This is a genomic window from Kitasatospora sp. NPDC091207 (assembly GCF_044768625.1).
GTDB lineage: Bacteria > Actinomycetota > Actinomycetes > Streptomycetales > Streptomycetaceae > Kitasatospora.
In genome coordinates this window covers 58088-77500 of record NZ_JBIVVS010000028.1, presented here as the reverse complement: position 1 = coordinate 77500, position 19413 = coordinate 58088, and the positions used below count along the sequence as shown (strand labels likewise).

General features: G+C 75.7%; 14 protein-coding genes. 2 read left to right on the top strand and 12 right to left on the bottom strand.

Annotated features, from left to right (window positions below; genetic code table 11):
- Positions 1-7 precede the first annotated feature (7 nt).
- The 6 genes from ACIQTO_RS32460 to ACIQTO_RS32435 form a co-directional block, all read right to left on the bottom strand.
- A complete protein-coding gene (locus tag ACIQTO_RS32460; RefSeq protein WP_402395707.1) occupies positions 8-1825 on the bottom strand; it encodes a VgrG-related protein in 1818 nt (605 codons plus the stop codon).
- Positions 1822-2643 (bottom strand): LysM peptidoglycan-binding domain-containing protein, encoded by an 822-nt coding sequence (locus ACIQTO_RS32455; RefSeq protein WP_402395704.1) that lies wholly within the window; start codon positions 2641-2643, stop codon positions 1822-1824. The genes ACIQTO_RS32460 and ACIQTO_RS32455 overlap by 4 nt, the downstream gene beginning before the upstream one ends.
- Before the next feature lie 61 nt (positions 2644-2704).
- Positions 2705-3130, bottom strand: coding sequence for a phage tail protein (locus ACIQTO_RS32450; protein ID WP_053645909.1), 426 nt, complete (start codon positions 3128-3130; stop codon positions 2705-2707).
- Positions 3131-3164: 34 nt separating this feature from the next.
- On the bottom strand, positions 3165-3458 hold the full coding sequence (locus ACIQTO_RS32445) for a hypothetical protein (protein ID WP_402395701.1): 294 nt from the start codon (positions 3456-3458) through the stop codon (positions 3165-3167).
- A 2923-nt stretch (positions 3459-6381) separates the two neighbouring features.
- Entirely contained in the window at positions 6382-6540 is a 159-nt protein-coding gene (locus tag ACIQTO_RS32440) for a DUF6760 family protein (protein WP_387888261.1), read from the bottom strand.
- Positions 6537-7031 (bottom strand): hypothetical protein, encoded by a 495-nt coding sequence (locus ACIQTO_RS32435; protein ID WP_402395698.1) that lies wholly within the window; start codon positions 7029-7031, stop codon positions 6537-6539. Before ACIQTO_RS32435 ends, ACIQTO_RS32440 begins: the two co-directional genes overlap by 4 nt.
- 173 nt (positions 7032-7204) lie before the next feature.
- Here ACIQTO_RS32435 and ACIQTO_RS32430 point away from each other — a divergent pair, with 173 nt between their 5' ends.
- On the top strand, positions 7205-8488 hold the full coding sequence (locus ACIQTO_RS32430) for an RNA-guided endonuclease InsQ/TnpB family protein (protein WP_402395695.1): 1284 nt from the start codon (positions 7205-7207) through the stop codon (positions 8486-8488).
- Here ACIQTO_RS32430 and ACIQTO_RS32425 read toward each other — a convergent pair.
- From ACIQTO_RS32425 to ACIQTO_RS32400, 6 genes are all read right to left on the bottom strand, one after another.
- Entirely contained in the window at positions 8475-8915 is a 441-nt protein-coding gene (locus ACIQTO_RS32425; protein ID WP_329884140.1) for a phage tail protein, read from the bottom strand. The two genes, ACIQTO_RS32430 and ACIQTO_RS32425, sit on opposite strands and share 14 nt — an antisense overlap.
- Before the next feature lie 62 nt (positions 8916-8977).
- The gene (locus tag ACIQTO_RS32420; protein ID WP_402395693.1) at positions 8978-10537 is read right to left on the bottom strand and encodes a phage tail sheath family protein; all 1560 of its coding nucleotides are present in this window, start codon (positions 10535-10537) and stop codon (positions 8978-8980) included.
- Between the two features lie 255 nt (positions 10538-10792).
- Positions 10793-12901 (bottom strand): AAA family ATPase, encoded by a 2109-nt coding sequence (locus ACIQTO_RS32415; RefSeq protein WP_402395690.1) that lies wholly within the window; start codon positions 12899-12901, stop codon positions 10793-10795.
- Positions 12898-13602, bottom strand: coding sequence for a DUF4255 domain-containing protein (locus ACIQTO_RS32410; RefSeq protein ID WP_402395688.1), 705 nt, complete (start codon positions 13600-13602; stop codon positions 12898-12900). The genes ACIQTO_RS32415 and ACIQTO_RS32410 overlap by 4 nt, the downstream gene beginning before the upstream one ends.
- Positions 13599-16853, bottom strand: a complete 3255-nt coding sequence (locus ACIQTO_RS32405) for a hypothetical protein (protein WP_402395685.1) — start codon at positions 16851-16853, stop codon at positions 13599-13601. Before ACIQTO_RS32405 ends, ACIQTO_RS32410 begins: the two co-directional genes overlap by 4 nt.
- A 142-nt stretch (positions 16854-16995) precedes the next feature.
- Complete coding sequence (locus tag ACIQTO_RS32400) at positions 16996-17763, bottom strand: LuxR C-terminal-related transcriptional regulator (protein WP_402395683.1); 768 nt, start codon at positions 17761-17763, stop codon at positions 16996-16998.
- A 166-nt stretch (positions 17764-17929) separates the two neighbouring features.
- On the opposite strand from ACIQTO_RS32400, the gene ACIQTO_RS32395 reads away from it, so the two are divergent.
- Positions 17930-19330 (top strand): hydrolytic protein, encoded by a 1401-nt coding sequence (locus tag ACIQTO_RS32395; RefSeq protein WP_402395681.1) that lies wholly within the window; start codon positions 17930-17932, stop codon positions 19328-19330.
- The last annotated feature ends 83 nt before the right edge of the window (positions 19331-19413 follow it).

Here is a 19413-nt window from a genome sequence, read left to right as displayed (position 1 = left end):
CGTGCGGTCAGTTGATCCGGATGAGGCGGGCCTTGAGGACGGCGAGCAGGCCGCCGTCGACGGAGACGTCCGCCGTCCCGGACACCTGGACCGACCGGCCGCCGATGCTGACCCCGGCGGTGCCGTCGATGTCCACCTGCCGGCCGGTCACCTTCACGGTGCCCTGCCGGGCGTCCAGCGTGATGCCGTCCCGGTCCAGCAGGACGGAGGTCAGCGGACGGTTCCGTCCCGCGTACACGGTGAGCTCGATCCGGTCCAGGCGGTCGTCCAGGCGGACCTCCAGCCGTTCGTCCCCGGTCACCAGCCGCAGCCCGGAGGGGCCCGGCGCCGGCGCGTCCAGCAGCTCCACGCGGTGACCCGAACGCGAGGCCACCGAACGGCGGTTGACCTTGCCGCTGGTCGCGTCGATCAGCGGCACCTCGTGCGGCGGGGGCTGGTCCACCCCGTTGTAGAGCCCGCCGATCACGTACGGACTGTCCAGCAGGCCCTGCTCGAACCCGACCAGCACCTCGTCGTTGACCTCGGGGCTCACCACCCCGCCACCGCCCTTGCCGCCCCACTGGACGGTGCGCACCCAGTCGGTGACGTAGGTGTCGTCCAGCCAGGGGAACGTCAGCCGCACCGCGCCGCGTTCGGAGCCGTCCGGCTCGCGCACGTCCGTCACCACGCCGATCGCCAGACCGGGGATGCGCGGGCCGCGCCCCGGAGCGTCGGCGCCGGTCAGCAGACCGGGCAGGGAACGGTCCGGGCCGGCGCCGACCCACACGGTGGTGCGGTAGCCGCCGTGCGGCTCCAGCACGTGCTGCACGGCCGTCGCCGTGTACCGGCCGGAGAACGCCGGCCCCACGTTGCCCAGCGCCACCGGTTTGCCCGCCCGCAGCAGCGGATTGCCCTCGGCCACCGCCTCCAGGTCGCCGAAGCCGGCGCTCACCCGGGCCGCCGCCGCGCGGGCGACCGCCGCCGTCTCCGCCTGCGTCCGGTAGGGGGTGTCGGTGACGGCCACCGCCGACGCCCCGAACCGGGCGGCCGACCCGGGGGCGAGCCCCGGCACCACGGTGTCGCTGACCACGGACGGCTGCTCGGCGACCAACGGCCGCTTCGTGGCGACGTCCCAGCCGCGCACCTGCACCTTCGAGGCGCCGTCGGCGGCCGACAGCGCGGCCCGCAGCGCCAGCAGGTTGCGCCCGTACTCCAGGACCATCGGGTCGAGCATGGCCGACGTCGAGGGGGAGGGCGCCCCGGACGCCTTCGCGGGCCGGGTGAACTGGAGCAGCCCCTTGTCGTCGACGCGCACCCGCGCACCGCTCTCGCCCGCGAGGAACTGCAGGAAGTCCCAGTCGGAGACGTTCGCCTGGGACAGCTGCCGGTACGTCACCGGCGCGGCCTCCACCCTCCCGACGGCCAGGCCGGCGTCCGTGGCCACCTTGCGGACGATGTCCGCGGCCGTCATGTTCCGGTACGCGACGACCTTGCGGCCGCGCTGGAGCCGGTGGGCCCTGGAGTAGGCGCGGACGACGGTGAAGGACCCGGTGCCGTCCCGGTCGATCTCCAGGGCCGTGACCTCCCCGTCGAACAGCCGCTCCCGTGCCTGCCCCTTCGCCGTCGTCACCGACACGCGCAGCGGGGAGCCGATGGTGATGCCGGTGGCGCGCAGGAACTCGTGGTCGGGGTCGCGGTAGGTGAGCACGGCGGCGTCCGGCAGGGCCACGTTCTCGTCGACCACGCAGCTGACCAGCTGCGCCGCCCAGATCTGCGGCAGCTCGCCGGGGGCCTCCACGATCGGGTCGGCCGCGAAGGACCTGCCCCCGGAATCGAACCCGCTCACCGTTCCCCCTCGCCGCTGCCGTTGCCGAACCCGTTGCCGCTGCTTCGTCCGCGGCCGAGGCCGTTGTTGAGCCCGTTGTCGAAGGCGTGCCTGTCGCCGGCCGCTCGGGCGTCGTCGTCGTCCCGCAGGGCGGGCACCACCAACTCGGTGCCCGGGGCGAGCGCCATCGGGTCGTCGATGCCGTTCGCCTCCGCGATGACCCGCCAGGCCGTCGCGTCGCCGTACTCGCGCCAGGCCAGCATCGCCAGGCTGTCGCCCGCCACCAGGGTGTGCGTGCTGCGCGCGGTGCGCGCGCCCGACGTCGGGTTCTGGCCGGGCGCGTCGACGCTCGCCTCCTCGATGGACAGCGAGCAGGTCGCCCGCAACGGCGTGCCGTCCACGTCGAAGAGCGTGTACGAGACCGACAGGTTCGACAGCACCCCGTCGAACGAGGTGGTCCGCGCGCTGCCCCACTCGAAGCGCACCCAGGGGCTCGCCGGCTTCTTGCGGCCGAGACTGGCCGGGGTCGGCACGCACGCCTTCATCAGCTTCTCCACCGCCTGCTCCACCGAGTCGTCGTGGGTGGCGGTGGCGTCCAGGAAGACCTCCAGGCTCAGGGTGCGCGGGCCGCTGCCCACGAACTCGGGCAGCGCCGACTGCCCCGCCATCCGGGACGGGGAGCGTCGCCACTCGGTGGTCTTGCCCAGCTGCAGGGTCGAGGGGTTGAACTGGAGGTCGAGCCGGGCGATCGTCCCGCCGGGCTTGGCCCCGACCGAGGCCGGGGGCTCTTTCAGGGTGAGCTGGGCCCTGGCGCGGCTGGCGCGTGCCGAGAAGGCCATGGCGTGGCTTCCTTCCGGAGCGGGAGTGCGGCGGTCGTCGGACGGGGCGGTGGTGGGACGGTCAGGCGGGGACCAGTCCCGCGTGGGCGATCTCCAGGGTCTCCACCGCGGCCGCGGAGTTGGCGGGGTCGAAGGACGGACCCTGCCAGCGGACCGGGACGATCCCGAAGACCTGCCAGCTGATGATCCGGCTCAGATCGGGCCGCAGGGCCACGATCTCGCCGTCCTTCGGCTCGACCCGCCGCAGCGTCTCGTCCAGCCAGCGGCCGATCTTCGCCGTGTCGGCGGTGACCGGCCGGGTGAGGGTGATGTTCGACCAGGTCACGCGACCCGGGAGCTGCCAGGTGAAGCCGTTGTTGCCGCCCTCGGCGTAGCTCTCCATCTCGACCTCGGCGCCCATGCCGGAGCAGGTGTGGAAGGCGCCCAGGTCGTTGCCGCCGATCGCCAGCCGGAAGAACACGCTGGTCGCGAAGATGTTGTCCGTCATCGGTCCGTCGTCCGTTTCTCGTTCGTGCGGGTGCTCAGCGGCGGCCGTCGAAGGTCCTGCCCGCGCGGTCCCGGCCGCGCCGCAGCTCGGCGCGCAGCAGGCGGGTGACCGGGTCGAGCAGGCGGCGTGCCAGGTCGTCCAGGTCGAGGTCGCCGCCCTGCGGTCCGGCGTCACGCGGACTTCCGCCGGTTCGGCCGGAGGCGGTGGCCCGCTGGTCCGGGGCGGTGGTGCGCGGGGAGGTGACGGTGGCCGGGGTGGTGGTGCCGGGGGCGGTGGTGGCGGTTGTGGCCGGGACGGTGCCCCGGGCGCTGCCGGTGTCACGTTGCACGGGGAGCGGGGGCGGGGTCGGGGGCGCCGCCGGGGGGATTCCCGGCGGGCCGCCGGGGTCCGGCGTCCTGGAGCGCACCAGCGGCACCACGGGTACGGGCCGCGCCGAGGACCCGGCCCGGGACGGCTGGACCACCAGCGGTGGCGTGTGCGGGGCGGTCACGGGCAGCGGGCCGGACGGGCGCCCGGGGCCGGAGGTACGGAGGGCTTCGGGCGCCCGGAGGGGGTCGGACGGACGAAGGGGGCCGGCCGCGGACACCGGGTGCGGGCCGGGGGAGCCGGTCGCTCGCTGGACGTGCTGCGGCGCGGCGGTGGAGGGCGGGGCGGCCCAGCGTGCCGCGACCACGGGGCGGCTCACCGCGCGGGCGGCGGTGACGGGGGCCGTCGCGCTCCCCATGTCCCGGCCGCTGCCGAGGGCCAGGGGCCGCGCCGCGAGCAGCTGGACGCTGCGGTGCGGAGCGGCCGGTGCCCGGCCCGGGGCCCCGGCCCGACCGGCGAGGACGAGCGGGACGGGCCCACTCGTCCGGGCCCCTGCGGGTGGCGCGGGAACTCCGGCGCGACCGCCGTGCCGGGACGCGGTGGTCGGGGGCGCGGTGGCCGGGGGCGCGGTGGTCGGGGAGGTGGGAGCTGGTGACGGGGCCGGGGACGCCGGGTGCTGTCCCGCTCCCGGCACGGGCACGGGCACGGGCATGCGCTGGACGGTGGACGGGACGGCGGGGCGGTTGGCGGACGGCGTCGCCGGGCGCGCGGCGGTCGGCGGCATCGCGGGCAGCGGGGCCCCCAAGCCGGCGCGCGGCCGCCGCGTGGTCCGCCCGGGGCCGCCCTCGGCAGCCGGAGCCTCCGGCTGCCGCTGCACGACGGGCAGGGCCGGTCCCGAGGGCGCGGCCGTGGAGGGGGGTTCACCGGCCCGCGTCCGGACGGTCGCGCCGGCACCCAAGGGTGCTGCGGTGGCGGGGAGTTCGGCCAGCGGCGGACCGAGGGCCGGTCGGCCGGCCGCGCGTTGCGCGGGGGTGCCGGGGAGGCTCTCCGTCGGGTGCCGGACGATCGGCATGCCTGGTGCGGGAGGGGCGGGTTCTGGCCCCAGGGGTGCTGCGGTGGTGTGGTGTTCGGCCGCCGGTGCGCCGAGGGTGGGGTGTTCGGCAGCGCGTTGCACGGGGGTGTCGGCGATGGTTTCGGTCGGGCGCCGGACGATGGGCATGGTTGGTGCGGGGGTGGCGAGCTCCGGCCTCGAAGGCTTTGTGGGGGCGGGGTGTTCGGCCGTGCGTTGCGCGGGTGCGTCGGCTGCGGTCTCCGCCTGGCGTTGGAGCGTGGGCATGGCTGGTGCGTGAGGGGCAGGTGCCGGCCCCAAGGATGCGGCAGGAGTGGGGTGTTCGGCCGCCGCTGCGCCCAGGGCGGGGCGGGCGGCAGCGCGTTGCACGGGTGCGTCGGCCGCAGTCTCCGCCTGGCGTCGGAGCGTGGGCACGGCTGGTGCGGGGGTGGTGGCTTCCAGCCCCAAGAGGCCTGCAGGAGAGTGGAGTTCAGCTGCCGAAGCGCCCAGGGCAGGGCGGTCGGCCGCGCGCTGCACGGGAGCCGCGTCCGCGCCCAGCACGGGTGTGCCGGGGTGGTCGGGGGCGGTCTCCGCCTGCCGCTGGACGACGGGCATGGCCGGTGCCGGAGCGGGTGTGGGGCCGACCCCGTCCGAGGGCGCGGCGGGCGCCGGGGCTTCGGACGGTGGGGTGCCGAGAGGGGGCGCGTGGTTGGTTGCCCGCTGTACGGGTGCGTCGGGGGACGGTCCGTCGATGCGTGCCGGGGGGACGGCGGGGCGCACGGCGGGCACCCGGCGCCTGGGTGTGGCGGGCACCCGGGCGGCGACGGTCAGCGGCCGGCCGACAGGGCGCGTCCGCACCACGGCGTGCGGCGCTTCGGCGTGGTCCGCCGGAGCGCCTTCGCCGGGGTGGCCGGGGCGGGTGCCGGTGGTGGTGGGCGCCTCCCGGCCTGGTCGGCGGCCGGTGGCGGCGGGGAGGGAGCCGGCTCCGGCGGCGGTCCGCTGCACGGGCCGGGAGGCGGGGGCCGCCCCCGGGGCGCCCTCGCCGGAGGCGCCGGGGGCCACCGCGATCCGGCGGACCAGCGGGAGCCGTGCGGGCGCCGGCGTACGGCCGGCCCCGGTTGGGGCCGTGGCTGGGACTGCGGTGGTCGCTTCGGCTCGCTGGACGGCGGGAGCGGCGTCCGCGCCGAGCACCGCCGCGGACTGCGCGGGGGTGCGGCCGTGGGTGCCGGACGCGTCGCCCGCCGCCCCGGCCCCCGAGGGGGCCTCCCGCCTGCCGCCGGACCGACCCGGCCGCTCGCCGGCCTCGTCGGCCCGCGAGCGGCCGGTGCCCGGCCTGGCCGCGGGCGCGGCCTGTGCGGACACCGGGGCGCCCTTCGCCGAAGCACGCGCACCCGACCCACCCGCCTGCGGCCGCCCGGTGGCCTGCGCACCCGGCGCGGGAGGCGCCTCCGGCACCGGTGCCCACGCCCCCGCCTCCGGCGCGGTGTCCGCGTCGGACGGGCGCAGCGCCCTGAGCAACAGCGGGCCGCCGCCGCTGTGGGTGGGGTGCGCGGTGGCGGGGCGGGCGATGCCGCGGACGAGGCCGGTCGGGGCGGTCGGCAGCAGGGCGTGGGCGAGGCCGCTGTCGAAGGACGGGTCGCGCCAGGCGGCCAGCCCGTCCCGGAAGGCGAGTCCGTCACTGACGCCCATCGGCGCCCGGGACACGGTCAGGAGGGGTGGCGCGGTGCGGCGCCAGCCGCCGTCCCAGTCCGCGGGTACGCCCGGGCCCCGGCCGGCGGCGGCCTCCTGGACCGCACCCGCCGCGCCCGCACCCGCCGTGCCCGCACCCGCGCCGTCCGAGGGGGCGGCGTCCGGCACGGTGGCGCGCCGGCGCACCCTGTCCCGCCACGCCATCTGCTCAACCGCCTTCGTTCATCCGGGAGTTGATCTGAGCGATCTCGGCGACCCACTGCCGGCGTTCGTCATGGGTGAGGTCGAGGATCTCGTCGCGTTGCCAGTGGAAGTGGTAGGCGATGTACGCGATCTCCTCCCTGAGCCGGGGGAGCGCGTACGTCACGATTCCCCCAGGCGCCCACCGGAGAGGTCGACCTCGAAGCCGCCCTCGCAGTGCGGGCAGGTGACCGCCGCGCGGGTGTGGCCCTCGCTGTTGACGCGCCGGTAGAAGTCCTGGAGGAACGCGACGTCCGTCGCGTACATCCGCTCCACGACCCCGGCGTGCACGTCGGTGACGGTGCCGAGCCGGGTGATGACCTGGCTGAGCAGCACCACGCTCAGGTACGCCGGGTTCTCCTTGACCCGCAGGTCGATCTGGGGCCGCAGCTCGTCGCGGGCGGTGGCCAGGCGCATCGAGCCGTGCCGATGCAGGGTGCCCGCCTCGTCCACGTACCCGCGCGGCAGTTCGAACTCGAACTCGGTGCGCAGCGCGTGCTCCTCGCGCCGCGCCGGAGCGCCGGCGGAGGGTGCCGCCGGGGGTGCCGGGGCCGGGGCGGGCGCCGTGGCCTGGAGGATCTCCTCCAGGTTGCCCGCCGTCACCGTACGTCGCCTCATCGGGAACCTCCGTGGATACCCTCGGCCTTGGCCGGGGGCGGGGGCGCCCCCGCTTGCGGGGGAGGAGGCGGACCGCCTGCGGAGCAGGTCGGGGTGCGGTGTTTGGCCGTCAGGGCGGACCGCCGTGCGGGTGACGGCATCCGGTTGTCAGTGCCTGCCCATAGGTTGGTCCCGTGCATCTCAGGTACTCCTATCGTGTATATCCGACGGTGGGTCAGCGGCAGTTGCTGGCCCGTACGTTCGGGTGCGCACGGGTGGTGTACAACGATGCGCTTGCCCTGCGGAAGGCCGCATGGAAAGCGGACCGGTCGAGGATCCCGACCGGCGCGCCGGCCAAAGCGGTGATCACCGACGCGAAGAAGACGGACGCCCGGTCGTGGCTGGGGTCGGTGTCGGTTGACGCGTTGCAGTCGTCCATCCGTGACCTGGACACGGCCTACCGGAACTTCTTCGACAGCCTGTCGGGGAAGCGGGCCGGTCGCCCGGTGGGCCTTCCGGTGTTCAAGTCGCGCAAGGACAACCGGCAGTCGCTGCGGTTCTCCCGCAACGGCTTCCGCCTGCGGGGCAACGGCAAGCTGAACCTTGCCAGGATCGGTGACGTCCGGGTGAAGTGGTCGCGGGCTCTGCCCGCCGACCCGTCGTCGGTGACGATCGTGCTGGACCCGTCCGGCCGGTACTTCGCTTCGTTCGTCGTGGACATCGAGCCGGACCATCTCGCCGAGCTGGACACCGAGATCGGCATCGACCTCGGCCTGACCACCTACGCCGTGATGTCCGACGGCACGGTGATCGACAACCCGCGCTTTCTGCGGAAGGCGGAGAGGAAGCTCAAGGCCGCGCAGCGGGCGCTGTCCCGTAGGGCGAAGGGGTCGAAGAACCGGGAGAAGGCCCGCAGGAAGGTGGCCAGGGCGCACGCGAAGGTGGCCGACACCCGCATGGACTGGCTGCACAAGCAGACGACCAGGCTGATCCGCGAAAATCAAGCGATCTACCTGGAAGACCTGAACGTGCGCGGCCTGGCCCGAACCCGCCCGGCCAAGTCCGTCCACGACGCCGGATGGTCCACCTTCCGCCGGCTCCTCACCGAGAAAGCCGCCCGCTACGGCAGGCACGTCGGCATCATCGGCCGGTACGAGCCCACCAGCCAGGTGTGCTCCGCGTGCGGGGTCCTGGACGGACCCAAGCCGCTCAACATCCGCGAGTGGACGTGCGGTGCGTGCGGTGCCTGCCATGACCGTGACCTCAATGCTGCTCGAAACATCCTGGCCGCCGGGCGGGCGGACAGGCTGAACGCCTGCGGAGGGCCGGTAGGACCCGGGGTGGCGATCCCACGCCGGGCACGGCCCGTTGAAACAGGAACCCACCGGAACGCCGGCCGCACCGGGCGCAAGCCCCGTGCCGCAGGCGCGACCGGAATCCCCGTGCTTCAGCGCGGGGAGGATGTCACTCGACGATGATCTCCTCGAACACGATGGTCACGGACTCGGTGGCCGCGGCGGACTCGCCGGCTTTGAGGGAGGGGCCCTCCCATTTGGAGGCCCAGCCGTTCATCAGCTGGATGCGCCGGACGGTCTCGCCCGTGGAGTCCTTGATCTCGATGGTGAGGTTCTGCCGGGCGGTGTCGACGGCCCCGTTGTTCAGGGTCTCCTTGATCCACGTGGTGAACTCGCTGCTCTTGTCGAGTCCCCGGGTGATCGTGACCTCGCCGGCCTGGCGGGCGCCGGGCTGCTTGCGGATGATCTGCTTGCCGTCCTTGCTGACCTGCCGGACCTCCACGACCTCCTCCTCGACGGTCAGGCCGCTGATCTCCTGGATCGACTCGACCAGGTAGCCACCGAGCTGCACGCCGAAGATATGGGTGGAAAGAGCATCGCCCTCTGCCATGACTGTCTGTCACCTTTCCTTGCTGCTCGTCCCGGCCGTTCCGGGACCGCCGGACCTGCGGGTCACTCGTCGATGAGGCTGGTGCTGTCGGAGAACTGCGCCAGCCGGAACACCACGAACTCGGCCGGCTTGACCGGCGCCACGCCGATCTCGCAGATCACGCGGCCCTGGTCGATCGATTCCTGCGGGTTGTTGTCCCGGTCGCACTTGACGTAGAACGCCTCGGCGGCCGTCCGCCCGAACAGCGCGCCGCCCCGCCACTCCTCGGTGAGGAACGCGGTGACGTTGCGCCGGATGCTCGACCAGAGCCGGTCGTCGTTCGGCTCGAAGACCACCCACTGGGTGCCCAAGAGGATGGACTCCTCCAGGTAGTTGAAGAGGCGGCGCACGTTCAGGTAGCGCCAGGCCGGATCGGAGGAGAGGGTGCGGGCGCCCCAGATCCGGATGCCCCGGCCGGGGAAGGACCGGACGCAGTTCACCCCGATCGGGTTGAGCAGGTCCTGCTCGCCCTTGCTCAGGCGCAGTTCCAGGTCGACCGCGCCGCGGATCACCTCGTTGGCGGGGGCCTTGTGCACCCCGCGCTCGGCGTCGCTGCGCGCCCACACACCGGCGATGTGGCCGCTCGGCGGGACGGTGGTGTTGCGCCCGGCGGCCGGGTCGAAGACCCGGATCCAGGGGTAGTAGAGGGTGGCGTAGCGGGAGTCGTAGCCCGCCTCGTCGTTGCGCCAGGTCCGCACCTGCTGCGCGGAGAGACCGGGCGGGGCGTCCAGGACGGCGACCCGGTCGCCCATCTGCTCGCAGTGCGAGATCACGGCCAGCTGCACGGTGCGCACGCCCTCGGCGTCGATCTCACCGCGCTGGTGGGAGCCCATCAGGTCGGGCACCGCGACCATGGTGATCTCGTCGATGGTCTCCAGGCCGCCGAGCCCGGTGCGGGCCGCCGCGTCGCCGACGTACTCGGCCGGGTCGAGCCGGGCCACCGCGTCCTGGCCGGCGGCCGGGGCGGGCACGGCGGCGGGCGCGTCGGGCAGGGCCGCGATCTGGTTCGCGGGCCGGCCCTGGGCGGTGCCGCGCTGCTCGGTGACCTCGATCAGCGCCGAGCCGCGGGCCTGGGTGACGAGGTAGCCCTTGACGTTCCGGCGGGCCGACACCTCGAAGGTCTCGGCCACCGCCCCGTCACGGTGGACCAGCAGCCTGAACCGGTCCTCGGGCGGGTTCTCGCCGTCCGCGTCGGCGATCTCCACCGAGACGCCGGTGACGCCCGGCCGGACCGCGAGCAGGAACCCGCCGAGCTCGACGGGCTCCGCCGCGCGCTGCTGGGGGCCCGCGGTGGCGGCCGGCGCGGAGCTGTCCCGGTCGGAGCCGCCGACCCGGACGACGTACGCGGCGCCGCCGCCGTTGGCGAAGTACCCGTAGACCGCGTGGGGCAGGTAGGCGCCCTCGGTGAAGCCGCCGAAGCGCTGGGAGTACTGGTCCCAGCTGGTGACGAGCGTCGGCTCGTGGAACGGGCCGGCCGGGGCGAGCCCGACGAACGCGGCGACGGCGGTGCCGACCCCTTCGATCGGGCGGGCACCGGACTGCACCTCCTCCACGTAGACCCCCGGGGTGAGGTACGTCGGCATGCTCGCTCCTTCGTGTCACCGGTCTTCGGTGGACGGTCTTCGGTGGATCTCCGGCCAGGTTCTGCGGACGGCGGACGAAGGACGAGGGACGGCGGAACGCCGTCGACGGACCCGGTCGCGCTCCGTCGCGCCCCGCCCCACCCTTTCCGGCGGGCCGTCGCCGGCGGGAGGGACCGGGGGACCTGCCCGGGGGCAAGGGCGCTGCCCTCCCCGGCCCTCCCCGGCCCGCCGCGACGGTCCGCCGGCCGTCCCGGCTCAGAGCCGCGTGACCTGGGCCACGTACGGTCCGAACTCGCCCTCCAGCACCAGCCGGCCGAGCTTGCGGTACTCCTGCGCGACCGCCGTCACCGTCTGGGCCATCGTCAGCGGTCCGCCCGACTCGGCGGCGAGGTACGCGGCGGTCACCGCGCAGGCCCGGATGGAGCCTCCGGCCAGGTCGAACCGGTCCGCGCAGAAGTGGAGGTCGAGGTCGTCGCCCCGGGGCACCCGGTCGCCCAGGCAGCGGTCCCACAGGGCGAGGCGCTGGTCGGCGTCGGGCACCGGGAAGTCCGCGATCACGTCCAGGCGGCGGGTGAAGGCCTCGTCCAGGTTGGCGCGCAGGTTGGTGGTCAGGACGGCGATGCCGTCGAAGGACTCCATCCGCTGGAGCAGGTACGCCGACTCCATGTTGGCGTGCCGGTCGTGGGCGTCCTTGACCTCCGAACGCTTGCCGAAGATCGCGTCCGCCTCGTCGAACAGCAGCACCGCGTTGACGGCGGAAGCCTCGGTGAAGATCCGCTCCAGGTTCTTCTCGGTCTCACCGACGTACTTGTCGACCACCGTGGAGAGGTCCACCACGTACAGGTCCATGCCCAGGTCGGCCGCCACCACCTCGGCCGACATCGTCTTGCCGGTACCGGACGAACCCGCGAACAGCGCGATCACCCCGCGCCCGCGCCCGCCGCCGGGCCGCATGCCCCACTGCCCGAGCACCTGTTCGCGGTGGCGGGCGCGCACCGCGAGCTCCCGCAGGCTGCGGTGGGTGGGGGCGGGGAGCACCAGGTCGTCCCAGCCCACCGCGGGTTCGACCCGGCGGGCGAGGCGGGCGAGCCCCGCGCCGTTCTGGGCCCGGACGGCCGTGCGCAGGTCGTCCGGGGAGACCGGGCGGCCGTCGAGCGCGGCCGTGCGCACCGCGGTGCCGGCGGCCCTCCGCAGCTGCCCGGCGTCCAGGCGGTGCGCGGCGACGGACCGGGCGAGCGCCTCGGCCCCGTGCTCGCCGACGCCCTCGTCGCCCCCCGCGCCGTGCTCCTCGCCGGCCCGCTCCAGTGCGTGCCGCCAGCGCGCGACCTGCCGGTCGGGGGCCGGGGCCGCCACCGTCAGGGTGACGGGGGTGTCGGCCGCCCAGGCGGGTTCCCAGCCGCCGCTCCCGTGGGTGAGGAAGGGGAGGCCGCGCAGGGCGTCGCACAGCGTGCGCAGGACCCGGGCCCGCTCGTCGGGCCGGTCGGGCAGCTCCTCCAGCGGCCCCAGGACGACGCCCGCGCCCAGCAGCCGGGCCTCGCGGGCGACGGCCCGGGCGACGCCCGGCACGCCCCGGGGGTCGTGGGACAGCGCCGCCGGGTCCAGGGCCAGCGGTGCCAGCCCGCCCGCCCGCAGCGCGGCGACGGCCAGCCCCTCGGGATCGCCGCCCCGGCTGCGCAGGTGGACATGGCCGGTGCCGGTCCCGGCCGCGGCGGCGGCCCGGCGCAGCTCGGCCGGGTCGACGGCCGGATCACCGGCCGGCCGGCCGAGCACACCGGTCAGCAGCGGGTCGGGCGCGGTGTCGCCCAGCAGGTGCGCGGTGACCCGGTCCGGGACGGTCAGCACCCGGGACAGCGGCGGCCGTTCGGGCTCGGTGACCTCCAGCAGACCGCCCGCGAGGAGCGGCGCGGAGGGAGCCAGCCGGAACCGGGCCGCCGCCGCCCCGCGGTGCCCGCACAGTTCGAGGGCGAGCCCGACGGTGGGCCGGCGGCGCGTCAGGTCGTCGTTGAGGTAGCCGTAGAGCCGCTCGAAGCGGGTGTCCAGGTCCGGGGCCAGGGCCACCAGCAGCAGGTCCAGGTCCAGGGGCGCCAGGGCGAAGCGGGCGGCGAGCACGGCCAGCGGCGAGCCGGGCGGCGGCGCGTCCGGACCGGGCAGGGCGGGCGGAGCGGGCCGGTGGTCCTCGTCCAGGACGCGGGCGACCGCCTCGGGGGTGAGGAACTGGCCGCGGTACGGATCGTCCGGGTCGGGATCGAGCGCGCGCCGGATCGCGACGGCCTCGCGCACCCGCTCCTCGACGACCCGCAGCCGCGTCCACAGGTACGGGACCGGGGCCGTCGTCGCGGCCGCGGGTTCCAGGGTCCGCGTCACGGCTGCCGCTCCCCGCGTCGGCGGCGGGCGGGGGCCGGCCCCCGCTCCCGGGAGCCGCCGAAGCCCTCCGGACCGGGCTCGGCCACCTCCGTGTAGCGCAGGCGGCGCGCGGACCCCGGCTCCTCCGGTGCGGTCCGGGCCGCGGCGCGGACCACGAGCCCCTCGGTGACCGGCGGGGCGACGGCGGTGGTGGCCCCGGCCAGCGGCGCCCTCACCCGCAGCCCCAGCGACGGCTTCAGCTCGCCGCCCAGCGCCGACCACACGTCGGAGGCGGCGGGCGCGTCGAGCCCGGTGCCGCCGCCGTCCAGGCCCACGATGAGGCCGAGTTCGGCGAGCGAGCCGGTGAGCAGGCGCGGGGGCAGCGCGTCGGTGGACACCAGGCACCTCAGCACCTGGGAGAGCAGCCGGTGTTCGTCCTGCGGCCGGCTCGCCCACGCGGTGACGAGGTACGTCAGCTCGAACCAGCGGGCCGGGGCCCGGCGCGCGGCGAGGAAGCCGTCCGCGTCGTACACCTCGCCCGCGCCGCTGGCGCGCCGGGTGTGGTCCTCGCGGACGTCGTACAGGAACACGCACACCGTCGGGGCGCTGCGGCGGGCCGCCCAGTCACGGGTCGGCGCGTCGAACACCACGTCGACGCCCGACGCGTCCAGGCCGGACTCCGCGAGCAGCCGGCGCAGCCCCTCGTCGACCTCGTGGATCATCGGCGGATCATCTCGTTGGGCGGCTGGACCGTGCCGCTGACCACCAGGAAGTCGGTCCGCACCGGGGAGAAGCCGGGGCCGCTCGCGGTGATGACCCGGGGGCCGGTCTGGTCCTTGGCGAGGATCAGCAACTGGCCGATGAACCGGCCGTCCGGCCCGGGGACGGTCGGCGCCGCCGCGGCCGTGATGCCCGGTTGCCAGGTGAACCGCACCGGCGCGCCGGGCGGGAAGTCCTCACCGCGCACCGAGGTGACGAAACCGGGCTTGCCGATCGGCGGGACGGCGACGATCCGCGGCTGGAGGATCCGCAGCTGCTGACGGGCTTCGTTGTCCCCGGGGTCGGCGTCCGTGCCGGTGGTGGTCAGGGAGCCGGTCACCAGGCCGGTGAGGGCCTGATCGGGGCTGAGGACGACCTGGACGACGGTCCGGGCGCCCGGGGCGAGGTCGGGCAGCGCGCACACCCACGCCCGGTCGCAGCCCGGCGGCGGCCCGTCGTGGGGCACGCCCCCGGGCAGGCCCACGCGGAGCCGCAGACCGGTGGCCAGTCCTTCGCGGCCGTTGCGCACGGTGTACGTGAGGACCACGCGACCACCCACGTAACCGGGGTTCGGCTGCGCCGTGAGGCTCAGTCCGGGGCCGGCCGGCGGCGCGGGCGGCAGCGGCGGGGGCGTGCCGACCGGCGACGGGGCCGGCGGCGCGGGGGCGGGGGCCGGGGGCGGCGGCGGTACCGGGGTCGACGGCGGGTCCGCCGTCGGGGTCGGGGTCGGACCGGGCGTCGGCGGGGCCGGCGCCGGGAGCACCGGCACCACGGTCCGGCCGGTGTTGTCGCTGGGACGGGGGTCGAGGACGGCACCGGTGACCGACCAGTCCAGGGGCTGGTCGCCGGGCTCGACCCCGGTGACGGTGACCGTGACCGGCACGGTGGCGCCCGGGCGCAGCACGCCCAGGGCGCAGACCAGCGCCGCCGCGTCACAGACGGCGCCGGGCGCGGCGAGGCCCGTGACGGTCACCCCGGCCGGGGGCGCGACGGTCAGCCTGGTCCCGGGCGAGGCGGCCGGGCCGTGGTTGACGACGTCCACCCGGACGGTCCCGGACTCGCCCGCGGTGAGCGGCGCGACCGTACCGGGTGCCTGGACCGCGAGGTCCACGGACTGCTGGACGCCCGGTTCCTTCTGACGGCCCGGCAGCCCGGCGGTGAGCGGGGTGCGGGCCCCGGAGACCACGTCCACCAGGGACAGCTTCTCCGGGCTGTTGGCGGCCAGGGCGGCCCGGGAGCTGATCACCAGCGTCCTGCCGTCGGAGCTCCAGGCGGCGTCGCGGGGCTGGAAGGGCCCGGTGGCGGTGGTGTCGGGCAGCTCCCGGCCGCAGGCCCCCGGTCGGTCGCGGGCCGCGTCGGGCAGCAGCACCCGGCAGCCGCCGCCCGCCGCGGCGACCAGCAGGATCCCGTCGCGCTCGTCGACCCGGCCGGCGCCGTTCTTGCGGTTGAAGGCGATGGTGGCGCCGTCCGGCGAGAACGCCGGGCTGTCGTCGACGACCTCGCAGGCGCCGGGGCAGTGGGCGGCACTCAGGTCGCGCTGCCGGTCCAGGTGGTCCACGGGCACGGTCCACACGTGCTTGTTGCCCCCGCCGCCGTTGATCACCTGGTTGCGGGTGAACGCCAGGGCCGAGCCGTCGGAGGACCAGGTGGGCTGGGCGTCGCCGCCCTGGAGCTGCCCCTCGGGCGGGACGATCACGTCCCGGACCGCGCCGGTGGCGGCGTCCGCGATCAGGATCCGTCCGGGACCGGAGGCGCCGCCGACCCCGCCGGGGGAGGTCCGGGTGAAGGCCAGGTACCGGCCGTCCGGGGAGAACGTCGGATCGGTGTCCCAGTCCCGGGGGCCGCGGCCCGCCAGCGGGAGCGCCGTCGGGCCGGAGCCGTCGGCGTCCGCGATCCAGATCCGTTCGATCCGCCCGGCCGGCAGGTCCGGTCCGGCCGGCGCGTCCTCGAAGCGGGTCAGCACGATCCGGCGGCCGTCGGGCGTGTAGTTCTGCCGCTCGGTCCACGGGTCGTACCCGGCGGCCGGCCGGAACAGCGGGTCCTTCGCCGGGTCCGTCTCGGTGTCGGCCGCCGGGTCCTCTTTGAGGACGGTCCGGTTGAGGTCGCGGGGGTCGGAGCCGTCCGGCCGGACGTCCTGCAGGGTCACCACGTGCGGGCCGTCCGCCGAGACGCGTTCGACCACCGCGCCACCGCCCTGGAGCGGGCCGAGCCAGGTGGCCGGTCCGACCTCGCGGTCCTCGCTGAGCACCACCTTCGGTTCGTCCTCCGAGAGCGCTTTCACCCGGAAGACGTGGTCCCAGTCGCCCTCACAGCTGCAGGTCCGGTCCGGGCTGAGGAAGAGCAGGTCGTTCCCGTCGGGCAGCCAGGCTGCCCCGTGCGTGCGCCACTGTGCCCGCGGGCCCGCCAGCAGCGGCCCGCCGGTGCGCCCGTCGGTCCACCGCAGCCGGGGCCCGTCCGGTCCGGTGGCGGTGTACGCGATCCGGTCCCGGGTCGCCGGCCCGTCCACCGGGTTCCACACCGGCTCGGTGCCCGCGCCGTCGGCGGGGTCGGAGACCCGGGTGGCGGGCCCGCCCCGCAGCGGCCGGACGTAGACCTGCCGGCCGGCGGCCCGGTCGGTGTCGGAGGAGTACGCCAGCCGCGCGCCGTCGGGCGAGACCGTGGGGTGCTCCTCGTTCGCGGGGGTGTCGGTCAGCCGGGTGAGGCCGGTGCCGTCGGTGCGCACCAGCCACAGGTCGCGCTGGGTGCCACCGGCCCCGGCGGGCCGGGCCGCGTCGAAGACGACCGACCGGCCGTCCGGCGTCAGCCGCGGGTTCGCCGCGTCCAGACCGCTGGTCAGGCGGCGCACCGAGCCGTCGGCGGAGCGCAGGTAGACCTGCGGGGCCTGCTCGTCGCGGCGGCTCGCGAAGACCAGCCGGTCGCCCAGGGCGGCGGGCTGGACGTCGAAGTGCGCCGGGCCCTCGCCGAACAACGGGGGGCTCGTCGTGTCCGTCGCCACCCGGCCGAGGCTCCGGTGGCGGGTACCGGCGTACGCGATCCGGCTCTCCCCGGCGTCGGCCGCCGCGGCCCGGGCCCCGGCGTCGGCCGCGGCGGGCCGGTCCCCGGTGCCGCCCGGGCCGGCGGCCGCCGTCACCGCGAGCAGGGGCGCCAGCAGCAGCAGCGCCGCACCGGCCCTGCCCCAGCGGTGTCGCCGACGGCCGGAGCCACCCGTGCCCATCACGGTCCACCTCACAGTCCGGTCCAGCATCCATGTCCGACGGGCGCCAGCCTGCCGCCCCGCGGCCGCGGCCCGGCAGGGCCCCGGGGCCGGGCCCGGGGGAAGGGCCGGCTGCGCTTTCGGGCAGCCGGTGCCGACCCGCTCAGATCAGCCCGTTGCGCAGCGCGTAGCCGACGGCGTGGGAGCGGTTGCGCAACTGGAGCCGGGTGATGACCTCGTGCAGCACGTTCTTGACGGTCCGTTCGGAGTACGAGGTGTTGCGCGCGATCTCCGCGGTGTCCAGGCCCTCCGACACCAGGCGCAGCATGTCCGCCTCGCGCGGGGTCAGCGTGGACAGGGACACCGCGTGCGGGTCGAGGGCCGACCGCTGCAGGCTGCCGACGTGGTCGAGGAGCTTCGCGAGCAGGTCGCCGGGCAGGACGCCCTCACCGTTCGCCATCGCCAGGACCAGCCGCAGCAGCCGGTCCTGGTCGGCCTCCGCGCGCCGCAGCACCGCGGTGACCCCGCACTCGATGGCGCGCTGTAAGGCGTCACCCGAGTCGAAGGTGCCGACCACGAGCCCGGTGCGGGTGGCGGAGTTGTGGCGCAGCCGGTAGAGCAGGGCGGTCGTCTCGTCGTCCACGCTGTCCACGGCGACGAGCGAGACCCGCGCTTCGTGCGCGTCGGCGTCGTCGACCAGTTCCACCTCGGGCCGCTGGCGCAGCTGTTGGACGATCCCGACGTGCAGGACCGGGTCCGAGGCGTACACGGCCACGGTGACCCGCCCGCCGGGCTCGCCGGCGGCCGCTTCGTGCGCGGCCCGGGCGTGGGCCGGGCGGTGGGCCGGGGCGCGGCCCTGGGGCGGGACGGTCGGCCGCGTGGTGCCGGTGCCGGACGGGTGGACGGTGCCGATGAGGTCGGTGTGGAGCATGAGGCGTACCTGTTCCGTGATGCGTATGAGGGGAGTACCGCGGGATCGAAGGCAACAAAGCGCCTGGACAGGGGAGTTGGGAGGAGTTCGCGGGGGCATCGCGGCTGCCCGGGGCCTTGCCCCCGCGTCCGTGGAGGCGGGCGGGGCGGCGGCGTAGCGTCGCGGCGTGACGACCCCAGCAGCCACTCCCAGCCCCGGCGCGCCCGGCCTCGACATCCCGTCGGTGACGGTGACGCCGGGCGGTACCGCGACCACCAGCCTGACCGTTCGCAACGACGGCGACATCGTCGAGGCGTACCGCCTGGAAGTCGTCGGTGACTGCGCTGCCTGGACGACGGTGGAGCCCGACCGCGTCTCCCTGTACCCCGGCACCTCGGAAACGGTGACCATCCGCCTGGCGCCCCCGCGTTCGCCGCGGGTGCGGGCGGGCGAGGTGCCACTGGCCGTACGGGTCCTGCCCACCGAGCACCCCGAGGCGGTCAAGGTCCCCGAGACCACCGTGCGGGTCGAGGCATTCCGGCAGCTTCGGGCCGAGAGCGCTCCCAAACGCCGCCGCGGCTGGCTGCGCGGACGCTACCGCCTCGCCGTCCACAATGAGGGCAACCGTCCTGTCCAGGTGGGATTCACCCCGGCGCAGCCCGGTGAGGACCTGAAGTTCGACATCCGCCCCGCGGCTCCGAAGCTGGAGCCGGGCGAGTCGGCGGAGGTGGCGCTGCGGGTCCGGGCCGGGAAGCCCGTGTGGTTCGGGAAGCCGGCCACCTGGCCGTTCGCCGTCACCGTGGCGGAGACCGTGACGGAGACCGGAGCGAAGACCGGAGCGAAGACCGGTGCGAAGGCCGGGGCCCGGACCGACGACGCCGGTGAGGACGACCGGGAGCGACCGCGGCCGGAGGCCGAGTTCGTCCAGATACCGATCTTCCCGACCTGGCTGCTGGCGGCCCTGGCGGCGCTCCTCGCGCTGCTGCTGGCCTGGTTCCTGCTGGTGCGTCCCGCCGTGCGCAGCACCGCGAGGGAGGCCGCCGACCAGGCGGTCCAGCAACAGCCGACCCCCACCGGGGCGGCGGCCGGCGGCCGGACCCCGGCGGCGAGCCCCGGGCAGCCGGACTCCGGGGCCGGGAGCACCCCGCCCGGGGCGGGCGCGGGCGGTACCGGCACGGGCACGGGCACGGGCACCGGCACGGGCGGCGGCGCCGGGACCGGGTCGGGGGGCGGGCAGCAGAGTTCGGCCACCATCGACCTGACGACGGCCGGCGGGGAGACCAAGGCCGGCACCTACACCGTGCCCGTGGGCAAGGCGTTCGGGATCACGGACATCGTCGTCGCCAACTTCCAGGGCGACGAGGGCGTCGTGACGATCGGTTTCGGCGACCGCAAGATCACGACGATCGCGCTGGAGACGTTCCGTAACCAGGACTACCACTGGGTCACCCCCATCAGGATCACTGAGAACCAGACCGTGACGGTCCAGGTGACCTGTGCGAAGCCGGGCACCCCGGCCACCGGCCAGCAGGCCCAGGAGTGCCACGAGGTCCTCAACGTGAGTGGCGTGTTGAGCGACCTCAGGTGAACAGATGCCACACGCATCGTCTGTCAGGTTGTCCCGTGAGCAAAGGGGAGCCCGAGTCGTTCCGGCTGAAAACCGACGGTTCG